Here is a 16,982-nt window from a genome sequence, read left to right as displayed (position 1 = left end):
GCGAAGGTGGCCGTACCGTTGGTGCCGGCGTGGTATCCAAGATCATCGAGTAATCACTCTCGAATGATCAGGAAGAAGGGGCTGGATCGTCAGCCCCTTTTTCCGTTTAGGTCGCATCAATCGACCCGACCCGGTCAAACTGCTGGGCAGTTGACATGGTTGGGTATTATGCATACAATGCGGCTCCTTTTTTTGAAGGTCGGCTAACCGTTAGCTGCTACGAGTGGAGTTTGGTGCATCATGCAAAGCCAAAAGATTCGAATCCGGTTGAAGGCGTTTGATTACCGCCTGATCGACCAGTCCACGCAGGAGATCGTCGATACCGCTAAGCGGACCGGCGCTCAGGTGCGTGGTCCTATTCCTCTGCCGACGCGGAAGGAAAAGTACACCGTTCTGATTTCTCCGCATGTCAACAAAGACGCGCGCGATCAGTACGAAATTCGTACCCACAAGCGTCTGCTCGACATTGTTGAGCCGACGGAGAAGACAGTGGATGCTCTGATGAAACTGGACCTGGCAGCAGGTGTAGACGTTCAGATCAGCCTCGGCTAATACCGTCCGGTATTAGTCTGTGTAACTGTCATAAGGCCATAGAGGGTGAGAGCCCCGTACACTTAAGAGGTGAAACATGGCGATTGGTGTTGTCGGTCGTAAGGCCGGTATGACCCGTATTTTTACGGAAGATGGGCAGGCGCTGCCCGTAACGGTAATTGAGGTTGAGCCCAACCGCATTACCCAACTGAAAACTCTTGAAAATGACGGCTACCGTGCAGTTCAGGTAACTGTGGGTGCGCGCCGTTCCTCTCGCGTAACCAAGAGTGAGGCAGGTCACTTTGCCAAAGCCGGCGTCGAAGCTGGTCGTGGCATGTGGGAATTCCGTCTGGCCGAAGGTGAAGGTGAAGACCTGGTTGCCGGTGGCGAGATTACTGCTTCTATCTTCGAAGACGGTCAGGTGGTTGATGCCATCGGTCAGTCCAAGGGTAAGGGCTTCCAGGGCGGTGTAAAGCGCTGGAACTTTGCCACCCAGGACGCTACCCACGGTAACTCACTGTCTCATCGTGCCCCGGGTTCGATTGGTCAGAACCAGACTCCCGGTCGGGTATTCAAGGGCAAGAAGATGGCGGGCCAGATGGGTAACGCGCAGGTTACTGTGCAGAACCTGAAGGTCGTCCGCGTCGACGCCGAGCGCAACCTGCTGCTGGTGAGTGGTGCCGTTCCCGGTGCAACCGGCGGTAACGTTGTCATCAAGCCTGCAGTTAAAGCCTGAGGAGCGGTGCGATGGAATTGACAATTACAGGTAGCGGCAAAGGAATCTCTGTTTCCGACGCTGCATTTGCCAAAGATTTTAATGAGGCGCTGGTTCACCAGGTGGTCACTGCATACATGGCAGCTGGTCGTCAGGGTACCAAGGCTCAGAAAACGCGTTCTGAAGTTAGCGGCGGTGGCAAAAAGCCGTGGCGTCAGAAGGGTACCGGTCGTGCTCGTGCGGGCACCATTCGTAGCCCGATCTGGCGTTCCGGTGGTGTTACCTTTGCAGCCAAGCCTCGTGGCTTCGAGCAGAAGGTAAACCGCAAAATGTACCGCGCAGCAATGCGCTCCATTTTTTCCGAGCTGGTTCGCCAGGAGCGTCTGGTTGTTGTTGATGACATGGTTGTCGACACTCCCAAGACCAAGGCTTTCACTGCCAAGCTGAACGACATCGGCGTAACAAACGCCCTGATTCTGTCCGATACCGTCGAGCAGAACCTGCACCTGGCTTCCCGCAACATTCCCCACGTGGATGTTCGCGACGTCGCTGGTCTGGACCCGGTTAGCCTGGTTGCCTTCGAGAAGGTCGTTGTGACTGTTCCCGCTCTGAAGAAGATCGAGGAGATGCTGGGATGAATCAGGAACGTATTTATAAGGTCCTGCTGGGGCCGCATATTTCAGAGAAAGCGTCTCTGGCAGCAGAGCGTGGTCAGGTGGTGTTCCGTGTAGCACCCGATGCCACCAAGCCCGAGATCAAGAAAGCCGTTGAGCAACTGTTCAACGTCACCGTCGAAGGTGTTCAGGTTCTGAACCGTAAGGGTAAGCTCAAGCGTACCGTTCGCGGCTTCGGCAAGCGTTCTGACATTCGTAAGGCTTATGTAAAGCTTGCAGAAGGTCAGGATATCGATTTTCTGGATGTGGAATAAGGTAAAGGGGTCGTAATATGCCGATCGTCAAAACCAAACCAACATCTGCCGGCCGCCGTCACGTTGTAAAGCTTTACAACCCGGATCTGCACAAAGGGCGCCCTTACGAGCCGTTGGTAGAAACAAAGAGCAAGTCGGGTGGCCGTAACAATGCGGGCCGCATCACCACTCGTCATATCGGTGGTGGCCACAAGCAGCACTACCGTGTTATCGATTTCAAGCGGATCAAAGATGGTATTCCGGCGGTCATTGAGCGCCTGGAATACGATCCTAACCGCTCCGCGCACATCGCGCTCCTGAAGTATGCTGATGGCGAGCGTCGCTACATCATCGCTCCCAAAGGCATGCAGGCAGGTGATCCTGTGCGTTCCGGCGTCGACGCGCCGATCAAGGTGGGCAGCACGCTGCCGCTCCGGAATATTCCGGTCGGTTCCGTGATCCACTGCGTCGAACTCAAGCCTGGCAAAGGTGCTCAGCTGGCTCGCTCTGCGGGCGCATCCGTACAGCTGGTTGCTCGGGAAGGGGCTTACGCCACTATCCGCCTGCGTTCAGGTGAAATGCGTAAGGTGCTTGTTGACTGCCGTGCGACGTTGGGCGAAGTGTCCAACAGCGAACACAGCCTCAAGCAGCTTGGTAAAGCGGGTGCATCACGTTGGCGCGGCAAACGGCCAACAGTACGTGGTGTTGCTATGAACCCAGTTGACCACCCGCATGGTGGTGGTGAAGGGCGTACCTCTGGCGGACGTCACCCGGTTACTCCGTGGGGTGTTCCGACCAAAGGGCATAAGACTCGTAAGAACAAGCGTACTGACAAGATGATAGTACGTCGTCGTTCGGCCAAGTAAACGACTACATAGAGGTAATTGCTGTGCCACGTTCTTTGAAGAAAGGTCCTTTTATAGACCTGCATCTGTTGAAGAAGGTCGAGGCAGCTCTGGAAGCTAATGACAAGCGGCCGATCAAAACCTGGTCCCGCCGGTCAACAATCTTCCCGGAGATGGTAGGCCTGACCATTGCAGTCCACAACGGCAAGCAGCACGTGCCGGTTTATGTCACCGAAGATATGGTGGGTCATAAGCTGGGTGAGTTCGCGGCAACGCGTACTTATCGTGGTCATGCGGCCGACAAGAAAGCTAAACGCTGATTGTGAGGTAATAGAAATGGAAGTAGCAGCCAAGTACAAGGGCGCTCGCCTCTCAGCTCAGAAAGCGCGTCTTGTCGCTGACCAAGTACGCGGCAAGGCTGTTGAGGACGCCCTGAACATTCTGACTTTCAGCCCGAAAAAGGCAGCGGTCGTGATCAAGAAAGCTCTTGAGTCCGCCATTGCCAATGCTGAGCATAACGAAGGTCTGGACGTAGATGATCTGCGGGTCTCCACCGTGATGGTGGATGAAGGTCCGACGCTCAAGCGTATCAAGGCTCGAGCAAAGGGGCGCGCTGACCGCATTTTCAAGCGCACCTGCCATATCACCGTCAAGGTCGCCGACAAGTAGGAGATGCTCAGATGGGTCATAAAGTAAATCCGACCGGCATTCGCCTGGGTGTGATCAAAGAGCACAACTCAGTCTGGTATGCCGACAAAAAGGACTACGCGAAAAACCTGCTGAATGATATTCAGGTTCGCGAATTCCTCGACAAGCGTCTGGTGAAGGCGTCTGTCAGCAAGATTGTGATCGAGCGCCCTGCTCAGAACGCCCGCATCACGATCCATACTGCCCGTCCCGGTATTGTTATCGGTAAGAAGGGTGAAGATGTTGATCGTCTGCGTCGCGAAGTCAGCGACATGATGGGTGTGCCTGTGCACATCAACATCGAAGAAGTCCGCAAGCCGGACCTGGATGCCCGCCTGGTAGCGCAAAACGTTGCCGGCCAGCTGGAGCGTCGCGTTATGTTCCGTCGTGCCATGAAGCGCGCCGTACAGAACGCCATGCGTCAGGGAGCCAAGGGTATCAAGATCCAGGTTGGCGGTCGTCTCGGGGGTGCTGAGATTGCGCGTTCCGAGTGGTATCGCGAAGGTCGTGTTCCACTGCACACTCTGCGTGCAGATATTGATTACGCAACCTACGAAGCGCATACCACTTACGGCGTAATCGGCGTCAAGGTATGGATCTTCAAAGGTGAGATTCTTGGTGGTATGGAGCAGGTCCGTGCTGACAAGAAAGCCTCTGGGAAGAAAGGTTCTAAGTAAAGGGGCAATCTTATGCTGCAACCAAAACGCACCAAATTTCGCAAGGTAATGAAGGGCCGTAACACCGGTCTTGCTCAGCGCGCTAACAAGGTGAGCTTCGGTGAATACGGATTGAAGGCGGTTACCCGTGGGCGTATAACTGCGCGCCAGATTGAAGCAGCGCGTCGTACCATGACTCGTCGCATCAAGCGGGGCGGTAAGATCTGGATCCGGGTGTTCCCGGACAAGCCGATCACCGGTAAGCCGCTGGAAGTTCGGATGGGTAAAGGTAAGGGTTCTGTCGAGTATTGGGTGGCTGAGATCCAGCCTGGCCGCATGCTGTATGAGATGGAAGGGGTGTCCGAGGAAATCGCTCGTGAAGCCTTCACTCTCGCTGCCGCAAAGCTGCCGGTACAGACCACCTTTGTAACGAGGACGGTGATGTGATGAAAGCAACAGAGCTGCGTGAAAAGTCAGTCGAGGAGCTGAACAAAGAGCTGATCGACCTCCTGAAGGAGCAGTTCAACCTGCGCATGCGTAAGGCGACAGGTCAGCTGAATCAGTCTCACCTTCTCGGCAAGGTGAAGCGTGACATTGCTCGCGTGAAAACGGTAATGAATGAAAAGGCAGGACAGTGACATGACCGAAGCTACCCAAACTGCCAGAACTCTGAGCGGAAAGGTCGTGAGCAACAAGATGGACAAGTCCATCGTGGTTCTTGTCGAGCGTCAGGTGAAGCACCCGCTGTACGGCAAGTACATGAAGCGCTCGACCAAGATCCATGCGCACGACGAAAGCAACCAGTGCAACATCGGTGACACCGTAACCATCCAGGAAACCCGTCCGGTCTCCAAGACCAAGAGCTGGGCCCTGGTGGAAGTTACCGAACGCGCTTCCAAGGTGTAATTCGCCCGGAGATCAACCATGATTCAGACTCAAACAATGCTTGAAGTCGCGGACAACAGTGGTGCACGTCAGGTGATGTGCATCAAGGTCCTGGGCGGTTCACACCGGCGTTACGCCAGCGTTGGGGATATCATCAAGGTAACCGTCAAGGAAGCCATTCCCCGCGGTAAAGTGAAAAAAGGCCAGGTCCTGAAGGCTGTGGTAGTACGTACCCGCAAGGGTGTGCGTCGTCCGGACGGGTCGCTGATCCGTTTCGACGGTAACGCGGCAGTACTTCTGAACAATCAGGACGCACCTATCGGTACCCGGATTTTCGGACCGGTTACCCGTGAACTGCGTAATGAGAAGTTCATGAAAATTATCTCACTGGCACCCGAAGTACTTTAAAGGACCAGAGGCCGGTTATGAAAAAGATCAAACGAGATGACGAAGTTATCGTCACCACGGGGAAAGACAAAGGCAAACGTGGTAAAGTTCTGAAAGTTCAGGACGATGGCCGTGTGATTGTTTCTGGCATCAATATGATGAAGAAGCACACCAAGCCGAACCCGATGCTGGGCACCCCCGGTGGCATCGTCGAAAAAGAAGCACCTATCCAGGCTTCCAACGTGGCTATTTTTAATCCGCAGACCGGCAAAGCCGATCGCGTAGGCTTCCAGATCAAGGAAGACGGCGCTAAAGTGCGGATCTTCAAGTCCACGAACGAAGCTGTCGATAACCAGTAAGCGGTGGTGGTTACGATGCTTAACATGAAAGAGCAGTACAGTAAGGAAGTGGTACCCGCCCTGCAGAAGGAGTTCGGCTACAAGAACATCATGCAGGTGCCGCGTATCGAAAAGATCACCCTGAACATGGGTGTCGGTGAAGCGGTTGGTGACAAGAAGCTGATTGAGAATGCCGTGGCGGATCTTGAGCGCCTGGCAGGTCAGAAAGTGGTTGTTACTACGGCGCGTAAGTCCGTTGCGGGTTTCAAGATCCGTGAAGGCTGGCCGATCGGTTGCAAAGTTACCCTGCGCGGCGAGCGTATGTGGGATTTCTTTGATCGCCTGGTTCACATTGCGGTTCCCCGCATTCGTGACTTCCGTGGTCTGAATCCCAAGTCGTTCGACGGCCGTGGTAACTACAGCATGGGTGTGCGTGAGCAGATCATTTTCCCGGAAGTTGACTACGACAAGGTAGACAAGATCCGTGGTCTGGACATCACCATTACCACTACAGCCGGTACCGACGATGAAGGTCGCGAACTGCTGAAAGCTTTTGGCTTTCCGTTCAAGAAATAAGGAACGAGTGTAATGGCTAAGGTTTCCATGAAGAACCGTGAGCTGAAGCGCGAACAGACCGTTGCGAAGTTTGCAGCGAAGCGCGCTGAGCTCAAGGCGATTATCAAGAACCCGAATACCAGCGATGAAGAGCGCTGGGATGCACAGATGAAGCTCCAGCAGCTTCCTCGCGATGCCTCTCCTTCGCGTCTTCGTAATCGTTGCCAGGTGACTGGTCGTCCCCACGGCGTTCTGCGCAAGTTCGAGCTGTCACGGATCAAACTCCGTGAATACGGCATGCGCGGTGACGTTCCGGGCCTGACCAAGGCAAGCTGGTAAGATAGGCTTCCTGACTTCGGTCAGGAGCCTGTTGGTAAGCGGTGCGGCACGCCGCTGCACAACTAAAAAGATCAGGAGTCTCATACCAATGAGTATGCAAGATACGCTTGCGGATATGATTACTCGTATTCGTAATGCACAGATGGCATCAAAAGCAGACGTTACGATGCCGTCTTCCAAAATGAAGGTCTCCGTAGCCCAGGTCCTCAAGGACGAAGGTTACGTGGCGGACTTTTCCGTTTCAGCTGACGCCAAGCCTGAGCTGACCATTACCCTGAAGTACTTTGGTGGTAAGCCGGTTATCGAGGAAATCAAGCGGGTCAGTCGTCCGAGTCTGCGCCAGTATAAAGGCGCTGGGGAGCTGCCGAAGGTTTCCGGTGGTTTGGGGGTCGCTATTGTCTCAACGTCCAAGGGCGTTATGACAGACCGCGCTGCACGTGCTGCTGGCGTGGGTGGCGAAGTCATCTGCACCGTATTCTAGGAGATACACATGTCCAGGGTTGCCAATAATCCTGTCGTGCTGCCTTCCGGTGTTGAGGTTAAGCTGAACGGACAGGAAATTAACGTGAAGGGTTCCAAAGGAACGCTTCAGTTCACCATTCACCAGGCGGTAGAAGTAAAGCAGGAAGAGAACACTCTTCGCTTTGCGGCCCGCGATGGTGCCAAGCAGTCCCGCGCTCTTGCTGGTACTACCCGTGCACTGGTCAACAACATGGTTACCGGTGTGTCGGCAGGCTTCGAGCGTAAGCTCCAGCTTGTGGGCGTAGGTTACCGTGCCCAGGCGCAAGGTAAGAAGCTCAACCTGACACTGGGTTTTTCTCACCCGGTTGAGTATGAGCTGCCCGAGGGTGTTACCGCTGAAACTCCGTCCCAGACGGAAGTGGTTATTCGCGGTATCGACAAGCAACAGGTTGGCCAGGTCGCTGCGGAAATCCGCGCCTACCGTCCGCCCGAGCCTTATAAGGGCAAGGGTGTTCGTTATGCGGAAGAGCAGGTACGACGCAAAGAAGCCAAGAAGAAATAAGGCGGGACTATGAGCGCGAATATTGAAAGATTGCGTCGCGCACGCAAAGTGCGCATGAAGATCCGTAAGCTGGGTACTGACCGCCTGTGCGTTCACCGCACACCGCGTCACATGTACGCCCAGGTTACGACTGCAGATGGCAGCAAGGTGCTGGCCTCTGCCTCCACGTTGGATAAGGAACTGCGCCAGGGTGCAACCGGTAACGTGGATGCCGCCAAGAAGGTTGGTCAGCTGATCGCTGAGCGTGCCAAGGCGGCGGGAGTGGAGCGTGTCGCGTTCGACCGTTCCGGTTACCGTTATCACGGTCGTGTCCAGGCTCTGGCCGACGCAGCCCGTGAAGCTGGCTTGCAATTCTAAGAGGTGGAGAAGATGAGCGTTAACGAACAGAAGGCGCCTGAGCTCCAGGAAAAGCTGGTTCAGGTCAATCGCGTCGCCAAGGTAGTAAAAGGTGGCCGTATCTTTGCCTTCACCGCACTGACCGTAGTGGGTGATGGCAAGGGTCGCGTGGGTTTTGGTCGTGGCAAGGCGCGCGAAGTGCCGGTTGCTATCCAGAAGGCCATGGAAGCTGCACGCAAGAACATGGTAGACGTTGCCCTTGATGGCACCACCCTGCAGTACCCGGTCCGGGCACAGCACGGCGGCTCCAAGGTCTACATGCAGCCGGCTTCTGAGGGTACTGGTATCATCGCCGGTGGCGCGATGCGTGCGGTGCTGGAAGTTGCAGGTGTGCAGAACGTACTGTCCAAGTGCTACGGGTCTACCAACCCGGTGAACGTGGTCCGTTCTACCATCAAGGGTCTGCAGGCAATGAAAGCGCCTGAAGATGTTGCAGCCAAGCGCGGTAAATCCGTGGACGAAATTCTGGGTTGAAGTCATGGCGAATGCAAAAACGATCAAGGTTACACTGACCCGCAGCCCAATCAGCTGCCAGCCCAAGCACAAACTGTGCGTCAAGGGCCTGGGTCTTCGTAAAATCGGCCATACCGTTGAGCTGGAAGATACTCCTTCCATCCGCGGTATGATCAACCGGGTCAATTACCTGGTTCGGGTTGAGGAGAACTGAGATGCGTCTGAACGAACTTGCTCCGGAACCCGGTTCACGTCCGTCCGCCAAGCGCGTCGGTCGTGGTATCGGTAGCGGCCTCGGCAAGACTGCCGGCCGTGGTCACAAAGGTCTGAAATCCCGCTCTGGTGGCAGTGTGGCTCCGGGCTTCGAAGGCGGTCAGCAGCCTCTGGCGCGTCGTCTGCCGAAGTTCGGTTTCACTTCCCGTCAGCAGCGTTACGTTGCCGAGATTCGCCTGAACGAACTGGCGAAGGTAGAAGGCGACGTGGTTGACCTGGATGCCCTGAAAAAAGCGGACATCATTCGCGAAGAAATTCGTGAGGCCAAGGTTATCCTGTCTGGTGAACTGGACCGTGCGGTAACCGTGAAGGGTCTGCGGGTAACCAAAGGCGCGCGCGAGGCAATCGCTGCCGCGGGTGGAAAAGTCGAAGACTAAGGCGAGTCGAGGACTAAATGGCCAAGACATCATCATTGCCTGCGGGCGCGGGAAAAGGACTGGCAGAGCTGCGTTCGCGGCTCTGGTTTGTCTTCCTGGCACTGTTGGTGTACCGGATCGGTGCACACATTCCGGTTCCGGGCATTAACCCTGACCGCCTGGCAGCATTGTTTGATCAGAACCAGGGCACGATCCTGAGTCTGTTCAACATGTTTTCCGGTGGTGCGCTTGAGCGCATGAGTATCTTCGCACTTGGTATCATGCCGTATATTTCGGCTTCCATTATCATGCAGCTCATGACTGCGGTCAGTCCGCAGCTTGAGCAGCTGAAGAAGGAAGGTGAGGCGGGTCGTCGCAAGATCAGCCAATACACGCGGTACGGTACGGTTATTCTGGCCCTGGTTCAGGGTCTTGGTATTTCGGTAGGCCTGGCATCCCAGGGTGTTACCTTCAACGACAGCTTCAGCTTCCACTTTGTGGCAGTGGTATCTTTCGTTAGTGGTGCAGTCTTCATGATGTGGCTGGGCGAGCAGATCACCGAGCGGGGCGTTGGTAACGGCATTTCGTTGCTGATTTTCGCCGGTATCGTGGCGGGCTTGCCCGGCGCGATTGGTCAGACGCTCGAACAGGCCCGGAATGGCGAGATGAGTCTCCTGGTGCTGTTGGGTATTGCGGTGCTGGCCATTGCCGTCGTTGGCTTCGTGGTGTTTATGGAGCGCGGACAGCGTCGCCTGACCATCAACTATGCCAAGCGACAGCAAGGACGCCGGGTGTTCGCCCAGCAGTCCAGCCACTTGCCCCTGAAGGTGAACATGGCCGGGGTTATCCCGCCCATTTTCGCGTCATCAATCCTGCTGTTCCCGGCGTCGCTGGGTCAGTGGTTTGGTCAGGGCGAAGGGATGGAGTGGCTGAGCGATGTCTCCCAGGCGCTGGCTCCCAGTCAGCCGTTGTATATCATTCTGTTTGCAGCAGCAGTGGTCTTCTTCTGCTTCTTCTATACAGCGCTGATGTACAACCCGAAAGAAGTTGCGGATAACCTCAAGCGCTCCGGCGCGTTTATTCCGGGCATTCGTCCGGGCGATCAAACCGCCAAGTACATTGACGGTGTGCTGACTCGTCTGACCCTGTTCGGTGCAATGTACATTGCAGCAGTGTCCCTGTTCCCTCAGTTCCTGATGGTGGCCGGGAATGTTCCGTTCTATCTGGGCGGTACCTCACTGCTGATTGTTGTAGTCGTGGTGATGGATTTCATGGCTCAGGTTCAGTCGCACCTGATGTCACATCAGTATGAATCACTGATGAAGAAGTCCAATCTCAAGGGCTATGGTCGGAACGGCTGATGCCGTTCCCCTTGAAAACTGGAGTCGACAATGAAAGTACGCGCTTCGGTAAAGAAAATTTGCCGTAACTGCAAAGTAATTCGTCGCAATGGCTCAGTACGAGTCATTTGCTCGGAGCCTCGTCATAAGCAGCGCCAGGGCTGATTCCTTCGGGAACCAATCCTGACAATGCAAGGGGTCGGAATAGTAGCGCTTGACTCTTCATCGGGTCAGGCGCTATTATTTCGCGCCCTTTTTGTGGCGGAAAATTCACACAGCAAAGCTTTGAACGCGGAGTAATTTGGATGGCACGTATAGCCGGTGTCAATATACCCGATAACAAACATGCTGTTATCTCGCTCACCTACATCTTTGGTGTTGGCAAGACAACAGCCCAGAAGCTTTGCGATGCAACCGGCATCAAGCCGGACGTCAAGGTCAAAGACCTGAGCGACGATCAACTTGAAGCACTTCGTTCAGAAGTGGGCAAGGTGACCGTTGAAGGCGATCTGCGTCGTGAAGTACAGATGAACATCAAGCGTTTGAAGGATCTCGGCTGCTTCCGTGGTCTGCGTCATCGTCATGGCCTTCCGGTCCGTGGCCAGCGCACCAAGACCAACGCGCGCACCCGTAAAGGTCCTCGCAAACCGATTCGTAAGTAACAGGTAGGCAATCATGGCAAAGCCAGGTACACGTACCCGTAAAAAGGTGAAAAAGACGGTTGTTGATGGCGTCGCGCACATTCACGCGTCCTTCAACAACACTATCGTGACCATTTCCGACCGTCAGGGCAACGTCCTGTCCTGGGCCACCTCCGGTGGTTCCGGTTTCCGTGGGTCACGTAAGAGTACACCTTTTGCTGCGCAGGTAGCAGCTGAAAGAGCCGGTAACGCGGCTGCTGAATACGGCCTTAAAAACCTGGACGTAGAGGTTAAGGGTCCTGGGCCCGGACGTGAGTCTGCAGTTCGTGCGCTGAACGCGTGCGGCTACAAGATCACCAACATCACTGATGTGACGCCGATTCCCCATAACGGCTGTCGTCCGCCCAAAAAGCGCCGCGTCTAACACAGGAGACAGTGAAATATGGCTCGTTATATAGGCCCGAAGTGCAAGCTGTCTCGTCGTGAAGGGACAGATCTTTTTCTGAAGAGCGGTGTTCGCGCGCTCGATTCGAAGTGCAACATCGAGACTCCGCCGGGTATGCACGGCGCGCGTCGCGGTCGTCTGTCCGAGTACGGCGTACAGCTTCGTGAAAAACAGAAAGTTCGTCGTATTTACGGTGTGCTGGAGAAGCAGTTCCGTAATTACTACAAAGAGGCTGCCCGTCTGAAGGGTGCAACCGGTGAGAACCTGCTGCAACTTCTGGAAGGCCGTCTGGATAACGTTGTATACCGCATGGGCTTTGGTTCTACCCGTGCAGAATCCCGTCAGCTCGTTTCTCACAAAGCGATCCTGGTAAACGACAAGGTAGTGAATATCCCTTCCTACCAGGTCAAGCCGGGTGACGTTGTGAGCGTGCGCGAAAAGGCGAAGAACCAGTTGCGTGTCAAAGGCGCTCTGGAACTCTCCTCTGGCCGTGCTGCGGTGAGCTGGGTAGAGGTCGACGCCAGCAAGATGTCAGGCGTTTACAAGTCAGTACCCGAGCGTATTGAACTGCCGGCCGACATCAACGAGAACCTCATCGTCGAGCTTTACTCGAAGTAAAGCCCAGTTAGCAACGAGAGCAGATAGGGGCGTCTATGCAGCGTTCAGTACATGAGTTATTGACACCTCGTACCATTGACGTGAAGGAATCGAGCGCCACGCGTGCCAAGGTGACTCTGGAGCCTCTGGAAAGAGGTTTCGGTCATACTTTGGGTAGCGCATTGCGTCGTATACTCTTGTCCTCAATGCCGGGCTGCGCCGTTACCGAGGCGCAGATCGACGGTGTTCTGCACGAGTACAGCGCAATTGAGGGTGTCCAGGAAGATGTCATCGAGATTCTGCTGAATCTCAAGGGCGTGGCTGTCAAAATGCACGGTCGTGATGAAGCGGAACTCAGCCTCAGCAAGAAAGGGCCGGGCGTTGTCACTGCCGGAGATATCAAGCTGGATCATGATGTCGAGATTGCCAATCCCGAGCATGTTATCTGTCACCTGAGTGAAAACGGTGAGCTGAACATGCGCGTGAAGGTGGCTCGCGGTCGTGGTTACGAGGCAGCGGATCAGCGCGGTCATGACGAAGACGAAACCCGTGCCATCGGACGCCTGCAGCTGGATGCAACATACAGTCCGGTCCGTCGTGTCGCCTACGCGGTTGAAAGTGCCCGTGTAGAGCAGCGCACAGACCTGGACAAGCTGGTAATCGATCTGGAGACCAATGGTACGATCGACCCTGAGGAAGCAATTCGTCGGGCCGCGACCATTCTCCAGCAGCAACTGGCCGTGTTTGTCGACTTCGATCATGAGAAAGAGCCGGAGCGCGTAGAGGAAGAGGAAGAAATCGATCCGATCCTGCTGCGTCCGGTTGATGATCTGGAGCTGACTGTTCGTTCAGCTAACTGCTTGAAAGCGGAAAATATTTACTACATCGGCGATCTTATTCAGCGCACAGAAGTTGAGCTGCTGAAGACGCCTAACCTGGGTAAAAAGTCGCTTACCGAGATCAAGGACGTACTTGCGTCCCGCGGTCTGTCTCTGGGTATGCGTCTTGATAACTGGCCGCCGGCTAGCCTTCGTGGCGATGACCGGGTTCTGGGCGGTTAAATTGCCGATTAGTTTAAGGTAAGGAATCAGAGCAATGCGTCATCGTAAGAGTGGTCGTAAGTTCAACAGGACCAGTGCGCATCGCAAGGCCATGTTCCGTAACATGACTGCGTCACTGGTTGAGCACGAGCTGATCAAAACGACTCTCCCGAAAGCGAAGGAACTTCGCCGGGTGGCTGAGCCGTTGATCACGCTGTCTAAAAATGATTCGGTCGCGAATCGTCGTCTGGCGTTTGCGCGCCTGCGTAACGATGCAGCGGTTGCCAAGCTGTTTGATGAGCTGGGCCCCCGTTACAGCGAGCGTCCTGGTGGATACCTGCGTATCCTCAAGTGTGGCTTCCGTGCCGGCGACAATGCCCCTATGGCATTTGTTGAGCTGGTCGGCCGTCCGCTGGACGTCGAAGCAGAAGAGATGGACGACGAAGAGTAAGTTCTTCGCGGTCGTTCAGATCACAAAAAAACCGGAAGCCTCAGGGCCTCCGGTTTTTTTGTGTCTGTGATTGGTACTCGCGGCGGGGGCAGGGAAAGGATCCCCTGGGCCCCCGGTGGGCGCCCGTGCGGTTTGCCGGCGAGACGGTGGTTAGATGGTCAAGACGCCGGCAGCAGTTTCTTCAGGTAGCGGCCGGTATGGGATGCCGGGTTATCGGCGACCGCCTCCGGTGTACCCTCGGCAATGATCTGGCCACCGCCGGAGCCGCCTTCCGGCCCCAGATCGACGATCCAGTCGGCGGTCTTGATGACATCCAGGTTGTGTTCGATCACGACGATGGTGTTGCCATGGTCGCGCAGTCGCTGCAAGACGTTGAGCAGCTGCTGGATATCGTAGAAGTGCAGCCCGGTGGTTGGTTCATCGAGGATGTAGAGCGTCTTACCGGTATCCCGTTTGGACAGTTCCTTGGCAAGCTTCACGCGCTGGGCTTCGCCCCCTGACAGGGTCACGGCGCTCTGGCCAAGGCGGATATAAGATAGCCCCACGTCAATCAGCGTTTGTAGTTTGCGCGCCAGGAAGGGGACCGCATCGAAGAACTCGCGGCCTTCCTCGACAGTCATTTCCAGCACCTCGTGAATGTTCTTGCCCTTGTAGCGGACCTCCAGGGTTTCCCGGTTGTAGCGCTTGCCCTTGCAAACGTCGCAGGGAACGTAAATGTCCGGCAAAAAGTGCATTTCCACTTTAATGACGCCGTCGCCCTGGCAGGCTTCGCAACGTCCGCCCTTCACGTTGAAGCTGAACCGGCCCGGTTTGTAGCCCCGCGAACGGGCTTCCTGGGTGCCGGAGAACAATTCCCGGATCGGGGTGAACAGGCCGGTATAGGTGGCCGGGTTCGACCGCGGTGTCCGGCCGATCGGGCTCTGATCGATATCGATCACCTTGTCCAGGTGCTCGAGGCCATCGAGTTGCCCGTAGGGGGCATGGCTGAGGCTGGTAGCCTTGTTGAGCTTGGCGGCTGCCACCGGATACAGGGTCCCATTGATCAGGGTGGACTTCCCTGAGCCGGAAACTCCGGTCACGCAGGTCATCACGCCAAGCGGGATATTGAGGGTAACATCCCGGAGGTTGTTGCCGGTGGCGCCTTTCAGTGTGAGCAACTGGCCGTTGCCGGGCTGCCGTTCTCCGGGCACGGCGATTTCCCGGGTGCCACATAGATACTGACCGGTGAGCGAGTCAGGGTTGCTGATAATCTGCTCCGGTGTGCCTTGTGCCACCACCTGGCCGCCGTGGACGCCGGCGCCGGGGCCGATGTCGATGACAAAGTCGGCCGCGCGGATGGCGTCTTCGTCGTGTTCCACCACAATCACTGTGTTGCCGAGATCCCGCAGGTGGGTAAGCGTGGCCAGCAGGCGGTCGTTGTCACGCTGGTGCAGGCCAATGGAGGGCTCGTCCAGGATGTACATGACGCCGACCAGGCCGGCGCCAATCTGGCTGGCCAGGCGGATACGCTGGGCTTCACCGCCGGACAGGGTGTCAGCGCTGCGCTCGAGGGTGAGGTACTCGAGGCCGACATTGACCAGGAACTGCAGCCGCTGGCGGACTTCCTTGAGGATCTTTTCGGCGATCTCGCCCCGCCGTCCGGGCAGGTTGAGGGTTTCGAAATAGCGGTGTGCTTCACCCACCGGCAGACGGGTAATCGCCGGCAGGTTGTTCTCCTCAATGAATACGTGGCGGGCTCCGATGCGCAGCCGGGAGCCACCGCAGTCTTTGCAGGGCTGGGTGCTGAGGTTGCGTGCCAGCTCCTCCCGCATGCTCTGGGAATCGGTCTCGCGGTAGCGGCGTTCGAGATTGGGCAGGATGCCCTCGAATGGATGGGCCTTCTCCATGATGTGGCCGCGGGAATTTACATAGCGGAACGGGATGTCTTCCTTGCCGGAACCGTACAGCAGGGTTTCACGGAAGTTCTGTGGCAGGTCGTCCCAGGGCGTGTCCATATCGACGCCATAGTGTTCGGCAACACTCACCAGCATCTGGAAATAGTATACCGCGCGCCGGTCCCAGCCTTTGATGGCACCTTCGGCCAGCGTAGCCTCCGGGTGCTGGACAATTTTTTCCGGGTCAAAGAACTGTTTGACTCCGAGGCCGTCACAGGTCGGGCAGGCACCGGCGGGGTTGTTGAAGGAGAACAGTCGTGGTTCCAGCTCACTGAGGGCATAGCCGCATTGGGTACAGGCGTAACGGGCGGACAGAGTGTGCTCCTCGCCTTCGCCGTCCATCGGAGCAACCAGGGCGATGCCGTCAGCCAGCTCGAGGGCGGTTTCGAAACTCTCCGCCAGACGCTGTTCGAGGCCGGGTTTGACCTTGAAGCGATCGACGACCACGTCGATCTGGTGTTTCCGCTTTTTATCCAGGGCGGGCACGTCGTCAATGTCATACACCACGCCATCAATCCGCAGCCGGATAAAACCCTGGCTTCGCATAGTGTCGATCACCTGCAGGTGTTCACCTTTGCGGTCACGGATCACCGGGGCGAGGATCATCAGTTTGCTGTCCTCCGGCATCGCCAGGACCTGATCGACCATCTGGCTCACGGTCTGTGCTTCCAGAGGCTGGCCGTGTTCGGGGCAACGGGGCTCGCCGGCGCGCGCGAACATCAGGCGCAGGTAGTCGTAGATCTCGGTAATGGTGCCAACCGTGGAGCGGGGGTTGTGGGAGGTGGACTTCTGCTCGATGGATATGGCCGGGGACAGCCCCTCGATATGGTCCACGTCAGGCTTTTCCATCATCGACAGGAACTGGCGTGCGTAGGTGGACAGCGACTCCACGTAACGGCGCTGTCCTTCGGCATACAGGGTATCAAAAGCCAGGGAGGATTTGCCGGACCCGGACAGGCCGGTAATCACGATCAGCTTGTCCCGTGGCATATCCAGGTCGATGTTCTTCAGGTTGTGGGTGCGTGCCCCTTTGATCTGGATATGGTCCATAAAACGCCTCGAAGACAAAAACGGCCATTATACCGTGTATACCCCGTCACGGGGAAAATGAGCTGGCCGGAACGGGCAATGCCCGGTTCGTGACCTTCTGTTACAATGCGCGCTCTCCGGCAGCGAGCCCCGCGGTT

General features: G+C 56.3%; 29 protein-coding genes. 28 read left to right on the top strand and 1 reads right to left on the bottom strand.

Going from position 1 to position 16,982, the window contains the following annotated elements:
* The first annotated feature begins 240 nt into the window (after positions 1–240).
* From rpsJ to rplQ, 28 genes are all read left to right on the top strand, one after another.
* Complete coding sequence (gene rpsJ / locus CLH61_RS16040) at positions 241–552, top strand: 30S ribosomal protein S10 (protein ID WP_004580743.1); 312 nt, start codon at positions 241–243, stop codon at positions 550–552.
* A gap of 76 nt (positions 553–628) precedes the next feature.
* Positions 629–1,267: a 50S ribosomal protein L3 gene (gene rplC / locus CLH61_RS16035; protein ID WP_099615771.1), complete on the top strand. Its 639-nt coding sequence runs from the start codon at positions 629–631 to the stop codon at positions 1,265–1,267.
* An 11-nt stretch (positions 1,268–1,278) separates the two neighbouring features.
* A complete protein-coding gene (rplD, locus tag CLH61_RS16030; RefSeq protein WP_099615770.1) occupies positions 1,279–1,884 on the top strand; it encodes a 50S ribosomal protein L4 in 606 nt (201 codons plus the stop codon).
* A complete protein-coding gene (gene rplW, locus CLH61_RS16025) occupies positions 1,881–2,174 on the top strand; it encodes a 50S ribosomal protein L23 (RefSeq protein WP_099615769.1) in 294 nt (97 codons plus the stop codon). The genes rplD and rplW overlap by 4 nt, the downstream gene beginning before the upstream one ends.
* A gap of 17 nt (positions 2,175–2,191) precedes the next feature.
* Positions 2,192–3,019 (top strand): 50S ribosomal protein L2, encoded by an 828-nt coding sequence (rplB, locus tag CLH61_RS16020; RefSeq protein WP_099615768.1) that lies wholly within the window; start codon positions 2,192–2,194, stop codon positions 3,017–3,019.
* A gap of 23 nt (positions 3,020–3,042) precedes the next feature.
* The gene (gene rpsS, locus CLH61_RS16015) at positions 3,043–3,318 is read left to right on the top strand and encodes a 30S ribosomal protein S19 (protein ID WP_058089997.1); all 276 of its coding nucleotides are present in this window, start codon (positions 3,043–3,045) and stop codon (positions 3,316–3,318) included.
* 16 nt (positions 3,319–3,334) lie between these two features.
* Positions 3,335–3,667 carry a 50S ribosomal protein L22 gene (gene rplV, locus CLH61_RS16010; RefSeq protein WP_008940674.1) on the top strand — a complete coding sequence of 111 codons (333 nt, stop codon included), beginning with the start codon at positions 3,335–3,337 and terminating at the stop codon, positions 3,665–3,667.
* Positions 3,668–3,678: 11 nt separating this feature from the next.
* Positions 3,679–4,362: a 30S ribosomal protein S3 gene (rpsC, locus tag CLH61_RS16005; protein WP_011784249.1), complete on the top strand. Its 684-nt coding sequence runs from the start codon at positions 3,679–3,681 to the stop codon at positions 4,360–4,362.
* 12 nt (positions 4,363–4,374) lie between these two features.
* Complete coding sequence (rplP, locus tag CLH61_RS16000) at positions 4,375–4,788, top strand: 50S ribosomal protein L16 (protein WP_099615767.1); 414 nt, start codon at positions 4,375–4,377, stop codon at positions 4,786–4,788.
* Entirely contained in the window at positions 4,788–4,979 is a 192-nt protein-coding gene (gene rpmC, locus CLH61_RS15995) for a 50S ribosomal protein L29 (RefSeq protein ID WP_099615766.1), read from the top strand. Before rplP ends, rpmC begins: the two co-directional genes overlap by 1 nt.
* A 1-nt stretch (position 4,980) precedes the next feature.
* The gene (gene rpsQ / locus CLH61_RS15990; RefSeq protein ID WP_092005427.1) at positions 4,981–5,247 is read left to right on the top strand and encodes a 30S ribosomal protein S17; all 267 of its coding nucleotides are present in this window, start codon (positions 4,981–4,983) and stop codon (positions 5,245–5,247) included.
* 18 nt (positions 5,248–5,265) lie between these two features.
* Positions 5,266–5,634 carry a 50S ribosomal protein L14 gene (gene rplN, locus CLH61_RS15985; RefSeq protein WP_007154005.1) on the top strand — a complete coding sequence of 123 codons (369 nt, stop codon included), beginning with the start codon at positions 5,266–5,268 and terminating at the stop codon, positions 5,632–5,634.
* Between the two features lie 17 nt (positions 5,635–5,651).
* On the top strand, positions 5,652–5,972 hold the full coding sequence (rplX, locus tag CLH61_RS15980; protein WP_012139777.1) for a 50S ribosomal protein L24: 321 nt from the start codon (positions 5,652–5,654) through the stop codon (positions 5,970–5,972).
* A gap of 15 nt (positions 5,973–5,987) precedes the next feature.
* A complete protein-coding gene (gene rplE / locus CLH61_RS15975; protein WP_099615765.1) occupies positions 5,988–6,527 on the top strand; it encodes a 50S ribosomal protein L5 in 540 nt (179 codons plus the stop codon).
* A gap of 12 nt (positions 6,528–6,539) precedes the next feature.
* Complete coding sequence (rpsN, locus tag CLH61_RS15970) at positions 6,540–6,845, top strand: 30S ribosomal protein S14 (protein ID WP_099615764.1); 306 nt, start codon at positions 6,540–6,542, stop codon at positions 6,843–6,845.
* Between the two features lie 88 nt (positions 6,846–6,933).
* Positions 6,934–7,326 carry a 30S ribosomal protein S8 gene (rpsH, locus tag CLH61_RS15965; RefSeq protein WP_099615763.1) on the top strand — a complete coding sequence of 131 codons (393 nt, stop codon included), beginning with the start codon at positions 6,934–6,936 and terminating at the stop codon, positions 7,324–7,326.
* A 9-nt stretch (positions 7,327–7,335) separates the two neighbouring features.
* On the top strand, positions 7,336–7,869 hold the full coding sequence (rplF, locus tag CLH61_RS15960; RefSeq protein ID WP_099615762.1) for a 50S ribosomal protein L6: 534 nt from the start codon (positions 7,336–7,338) through the stop codon (positions 7,867–7,869).
* Positions 7,870–7,878: 9 nt separating this feature from the next.
* Positions 7,879–8,226 carry a 50S ribosomal protein L18 gene (rplR, locus tag CLH61_RS15955; RefSeq protein ID WP_099615761.1) on the top strand — a complete coding sequence of 116 codons (348 nt, stop codon included), beginning with the start codon at positions 7,879–7,881 and terminating at the stop codon, positions 8,224–8,226.
* Between the two features lie 12 nt (positions 8,227–8,238).
* On the top strand, positions 8,239–8,739 hold the full coding sequence (gene rpsE, locus CLH61_RS15950; protein WP_099615760.1) for a 30S ribosomal protein S5: 501 nt from the start codon (positions 8,239–8,241) through the stop codon (positions 8,737–8,739).
* Positions 8,740–8,743: 4 nt separating this feature from the next.
* Positions 8,744–8,932: a 50S ribosomal protein L30 gene (gene rpmD, locus CLH61_RS15945; RefSeq protein ID WP_099615759.1), complete on the top strand. Its 189-nt coding sequence runs from the start codon at positions 8,744–8,746 to the stop codon at positions 8,930–8,932.
* Position 8,933: 1 nt separating this feature from the next.
* Positions 8,934–9,368, top strand: a complete 435-nt coding sequence (rplO, locus tag CLH61_RS15940; RefSeq protein ID WP_099615758.1) for a 50S ribosomal protein L15 — start codon at positions 8,934–8,936, stop codon at positions 9,366–9,368.
* 17 nt (positions 9,369–9,385) lie between these two features.
* A complete protein-coding gene (secY, locus tag CLH61_RS15935; RefSeq protein WP_099615757.1) occupies positions 9,386–10,708 on the top strand; it encodes a preprotein translocase subunit SecY in 1,323 nt (440 codons plus the stop codon).
* Positions 10,709–10,738: 30 nt separating this feature from the next.
* The gene (rpmJ, locus tag CLH61_RS15930) at positions 10,739–10,852 is read left to right on the top strand and encodes a 50S ribosomal protein L36 (protein WP_008174902.1); all 114 of its coding nucleotides are present in this window, start codon (positions 10,739–10,741) and stop codon (positions 10,850–10,852) included.
* A gap of 140 nt (positions 10,853–10,992) precedes the next feature.
* Positions 10,993–11,349 carry a 30S ribosomal protein S13 gene (gene rpsM / locus CLH61_RS15925; protein ID WP_099615756.1) on the top strand — a complete coding sequence of 119 codons (357 nt, stop codon included), beginning with the start codon at positions 10,993–10,995 and terminating at the stop codon, positions 11,347–11,349.
* Between the two features lie 13 nt (positions 11,350–11,362).
* Positions 11,363–11,752, top strand: a complete 390-nt coding sequence (gene rpsK, locus CLH61_RS15920) for a 30S ribosomal protein S11 (RefSeq protein WP_007153992.1) — start codon at positions 11,363–11,365, stop codon at positions 11,750–11,752.
* A gap of 18 nt (positions 11,753–11,770) precedes the next feature.
* On the top strand, positions 11,771–12,391 hold the full coding sequence (gene rpsD / locus CLH61_RS15915) for a 30S ribosomal protein S4 (RefSeq protein WP_099615755.1): 621 nt from the start codon (positions 11,771–11,773) through the stop codon (positions 12,389–12,391).
* Between the two features lie 35 nt (positions 12,392–12,426).
* Positions 12,427–13,431, top strand: coding sequence for a DNA-directed RNA polymerase subunit alpha (locus CLH61_RS15910; RefSeq protein ID WP_099615754.1), 1,005 nt, complete (start codon positions 12,427–12,429; stop codon positions 13,429–13,431).
* 34 nt (positions 13,432–13,465) lie between these two features.
* A complete protein-coding gene (gene rplQ, locus CLH61_RS15905; RefSeq protein WP_099615753.1) occupies positions 13,466–13,861 on the top strand; it encodes a 50S ribosomal protein L17 in 396 nt (131 codons plus the stop codon).
* Between the two features lie 158 nt (positions 13,862–14,019).
* On the opposite strand, the gene uvrA is transcribed toward rplQ, so the two are convergent.
* On the bottom strand, positions 14,020–16,845 hold the full coding sequence (gene uvrA, locus CLH61_RS15900) for an excinuclease ABC subunit UvrA (RefSeq protein WP_099615752.1): 2,826 nt from the start codon (positions 16,843–16,845) through the stop codon (positions 14,020–14,022).
* Positions 16,846–16,982 lie beyond the last annotated feature (137 nt).

It is taken from the genome of Marinobacter profundi, assembly GCF_002744715.1.
Lineage (GTDB): Bacteria > Pseudomonadota > Gammaproteobacteria > Pseudomonadales > Oleiphilaceae > Marinobacter > Marinobacter profundi.
This window is presented reverse-complemented; position numbering and strand designations above follow the sequence as displayed.

Bases quoted from the DNA above. Each gene is read 5' to 3' on its own strand.
- rpsJ (WP_004580743.1), top strand. From the start codon at position 241: ATGCAAAGCCAAAAGATTCGAATCCGGTTGAAGGCGTTTGATTACCGC.
- rplC (WP_099615771.1), top strand. From the start codon at position 629: ATGGCGATTGGTGTTGTCGGTCGTAAGGCCGGTATGACCCGTATTTTT.
- rplD (WP_099615770.1), top strand. From the start codon at position 1,279: ATGGAATTGACAATTACAGGTAGCGGCAAAGGAATCTCTGTTTCCGAC.
- rplW (WP_099615769.1), top strand. From the start codon at position 1,881: ATGAATCAGGAACGTATTTATAAGGTCCTGCTGGGGCCGCATATTTCA.
- rplB (WP_099615768.1), top strand. From the start codon at position 2,192: ATGCCGATCGTCAAAACCAAACCAACATCTGCCGGCCGCCGTCACGTT.
- rplV (WP_008940674.1), top strand. From the start codon at position 3,335: ATGGAAGTAGCAGCCAAGTACAAGGGCGCTCGCCTCTCAGCTCAGAAA.
- rpsC (WP_011784249.1), top strand. From the start codon at position 3,679: ATGGGTCATAAAGTAAATCCGACCGGCATTCGCCTGGGTGTGATCAAA.
- rplP (WP_099615767.1), top strand. From the start codon at position 4,375: ATGCTGCAACCAAAACGCACCAAATTTCGCAAGGTAATGAAGGGCCGT.
- rpmC (WP_099615766.1), top strand. From the start codon at position 4,788: ATGAAAGCAACAGAGCTGCGTGAAAAGTCAGTCGAGGAGCTGAACAAA.
- rpsQ (WP_092005427.1), top strand. From the start codon at position 4,981: ATGACCGAAGCTACCCAAACTGCCAGAACTCTGAGCGGAAAGGTCGTG.
- rplN (WP_007154005.1), top strand. From the start codon at position 5,266: ATGATTCAGACTCAAACAATGCTTGAAGTCGCGGACAACAGTGGTGCA.
- rplX (WP_012139777.1), top strand. From the start codon at position 5,652: ATGAAAAAGATCAAACGAGATGACGAAGTTATCGTCACCACGGGGAAA.
- rplE (WP_099615765.1), top strand. From the start codon at position 5,988: ATGCTTAACATGAAAGAGCAGTACAGTAAGGAAGTGGTACCCGCCCTG.
- rpsN (WP_099615764.1), top strand. From the start codon at position 6,540: ATGGCTAAGGTTTCCATGAAGAACCGTGAGCTGAAGCGCGAACAGACC.
- rpsH (WP_099615763.1), top strand. From the start codon at position 6,934: ATGAGTATGCAAGATACGCTTGCGGATATGATTACTCGTATTCGTAAT.
- rplF (WP_099615762.1), top strand. From the start codon at position 7,336: ATGTCCAGGGTTGCCAATAATCCTGTCGTGCTGCCTTCCGGTGTTGAG.
- rplR (WP_099615761.1), top strand. From the start codon at position 7,879: ATGAGCGCGAATATTGAAAGATTGCGTCGCGCACGCAAAGTGCGCATG.
- rpsE (WP_099615760.1), top strand. From the start codon at position 8,239: ATGAGCGTTAACGAACAGAAGGCGCCTGAGCTCCAGGAAAAGCTGGTT.
- rpmD (WP_099615759.1), top strand. From the start codon at position 8,744: ATGGCGAATGCAAAAACGATCAAGGTTACACTGACCCGCAGCCCAATC.
- rplO (WP_099615758.1), top strand. From the start codon at position 8,934: ATGCGTCTGAACGAACTTGCTCCGGAACCCGGTTCACGTCCGTCCGCC.
- secY (WP_099615757.1), top strand. From the start codon at position 9,386: ATGGCCAAGACATCATCATTGCCTGCGGGCGCGGGAAAAGGACTGGCA.
- rpmJ (WP_008174902.1), top strand. From the start codon at position 10,739: ATGAAAGTACGCGCTTCGGTAAAGAAAATTTGCCGTAACTGCAAAGTA.
- rpsM (WP_099615756.1), top strand. From the start codon at position 10,993: ATGGCACGTATAGCCGGTGTCAATATACCCGATAACAAACATGCTGTT.
- rpsK (WP_007153992.1), top strand. From the start codon at position 11,363: ATGGCAAAGCCAGGTACACGTACCCGTAAAAAGGTGAAAAAGACGGTT.
- rpsD (WP_099615755.1), top strand. From the start codon at position 11,771: ATGGCTCGTTATATAGGCCCGAAGTGCAAGCTGTCTCGTCGTGAAGGG.
- CLH61_RS15910 (WP_099615754.1), top strand. From the start codon at position 12,427: ATGCAGCGTTCAGTACATGAGTTATTGACACCTCGTACCATTGACGTG.
- rplQ (WP_099615753.1), top strand. From the start codon at position 13,466: ATGCGTCATCGTAAGAGTGGTCGTAAGTTCAACAGGACCAGTGCGCAT.
- uvrA (WP_099615752.1), bottom strand. From the start codon at position 16,845: ATGGACCATATCCAGATCAAAGGGGCACGCACCCACAACCTGAAGAAC.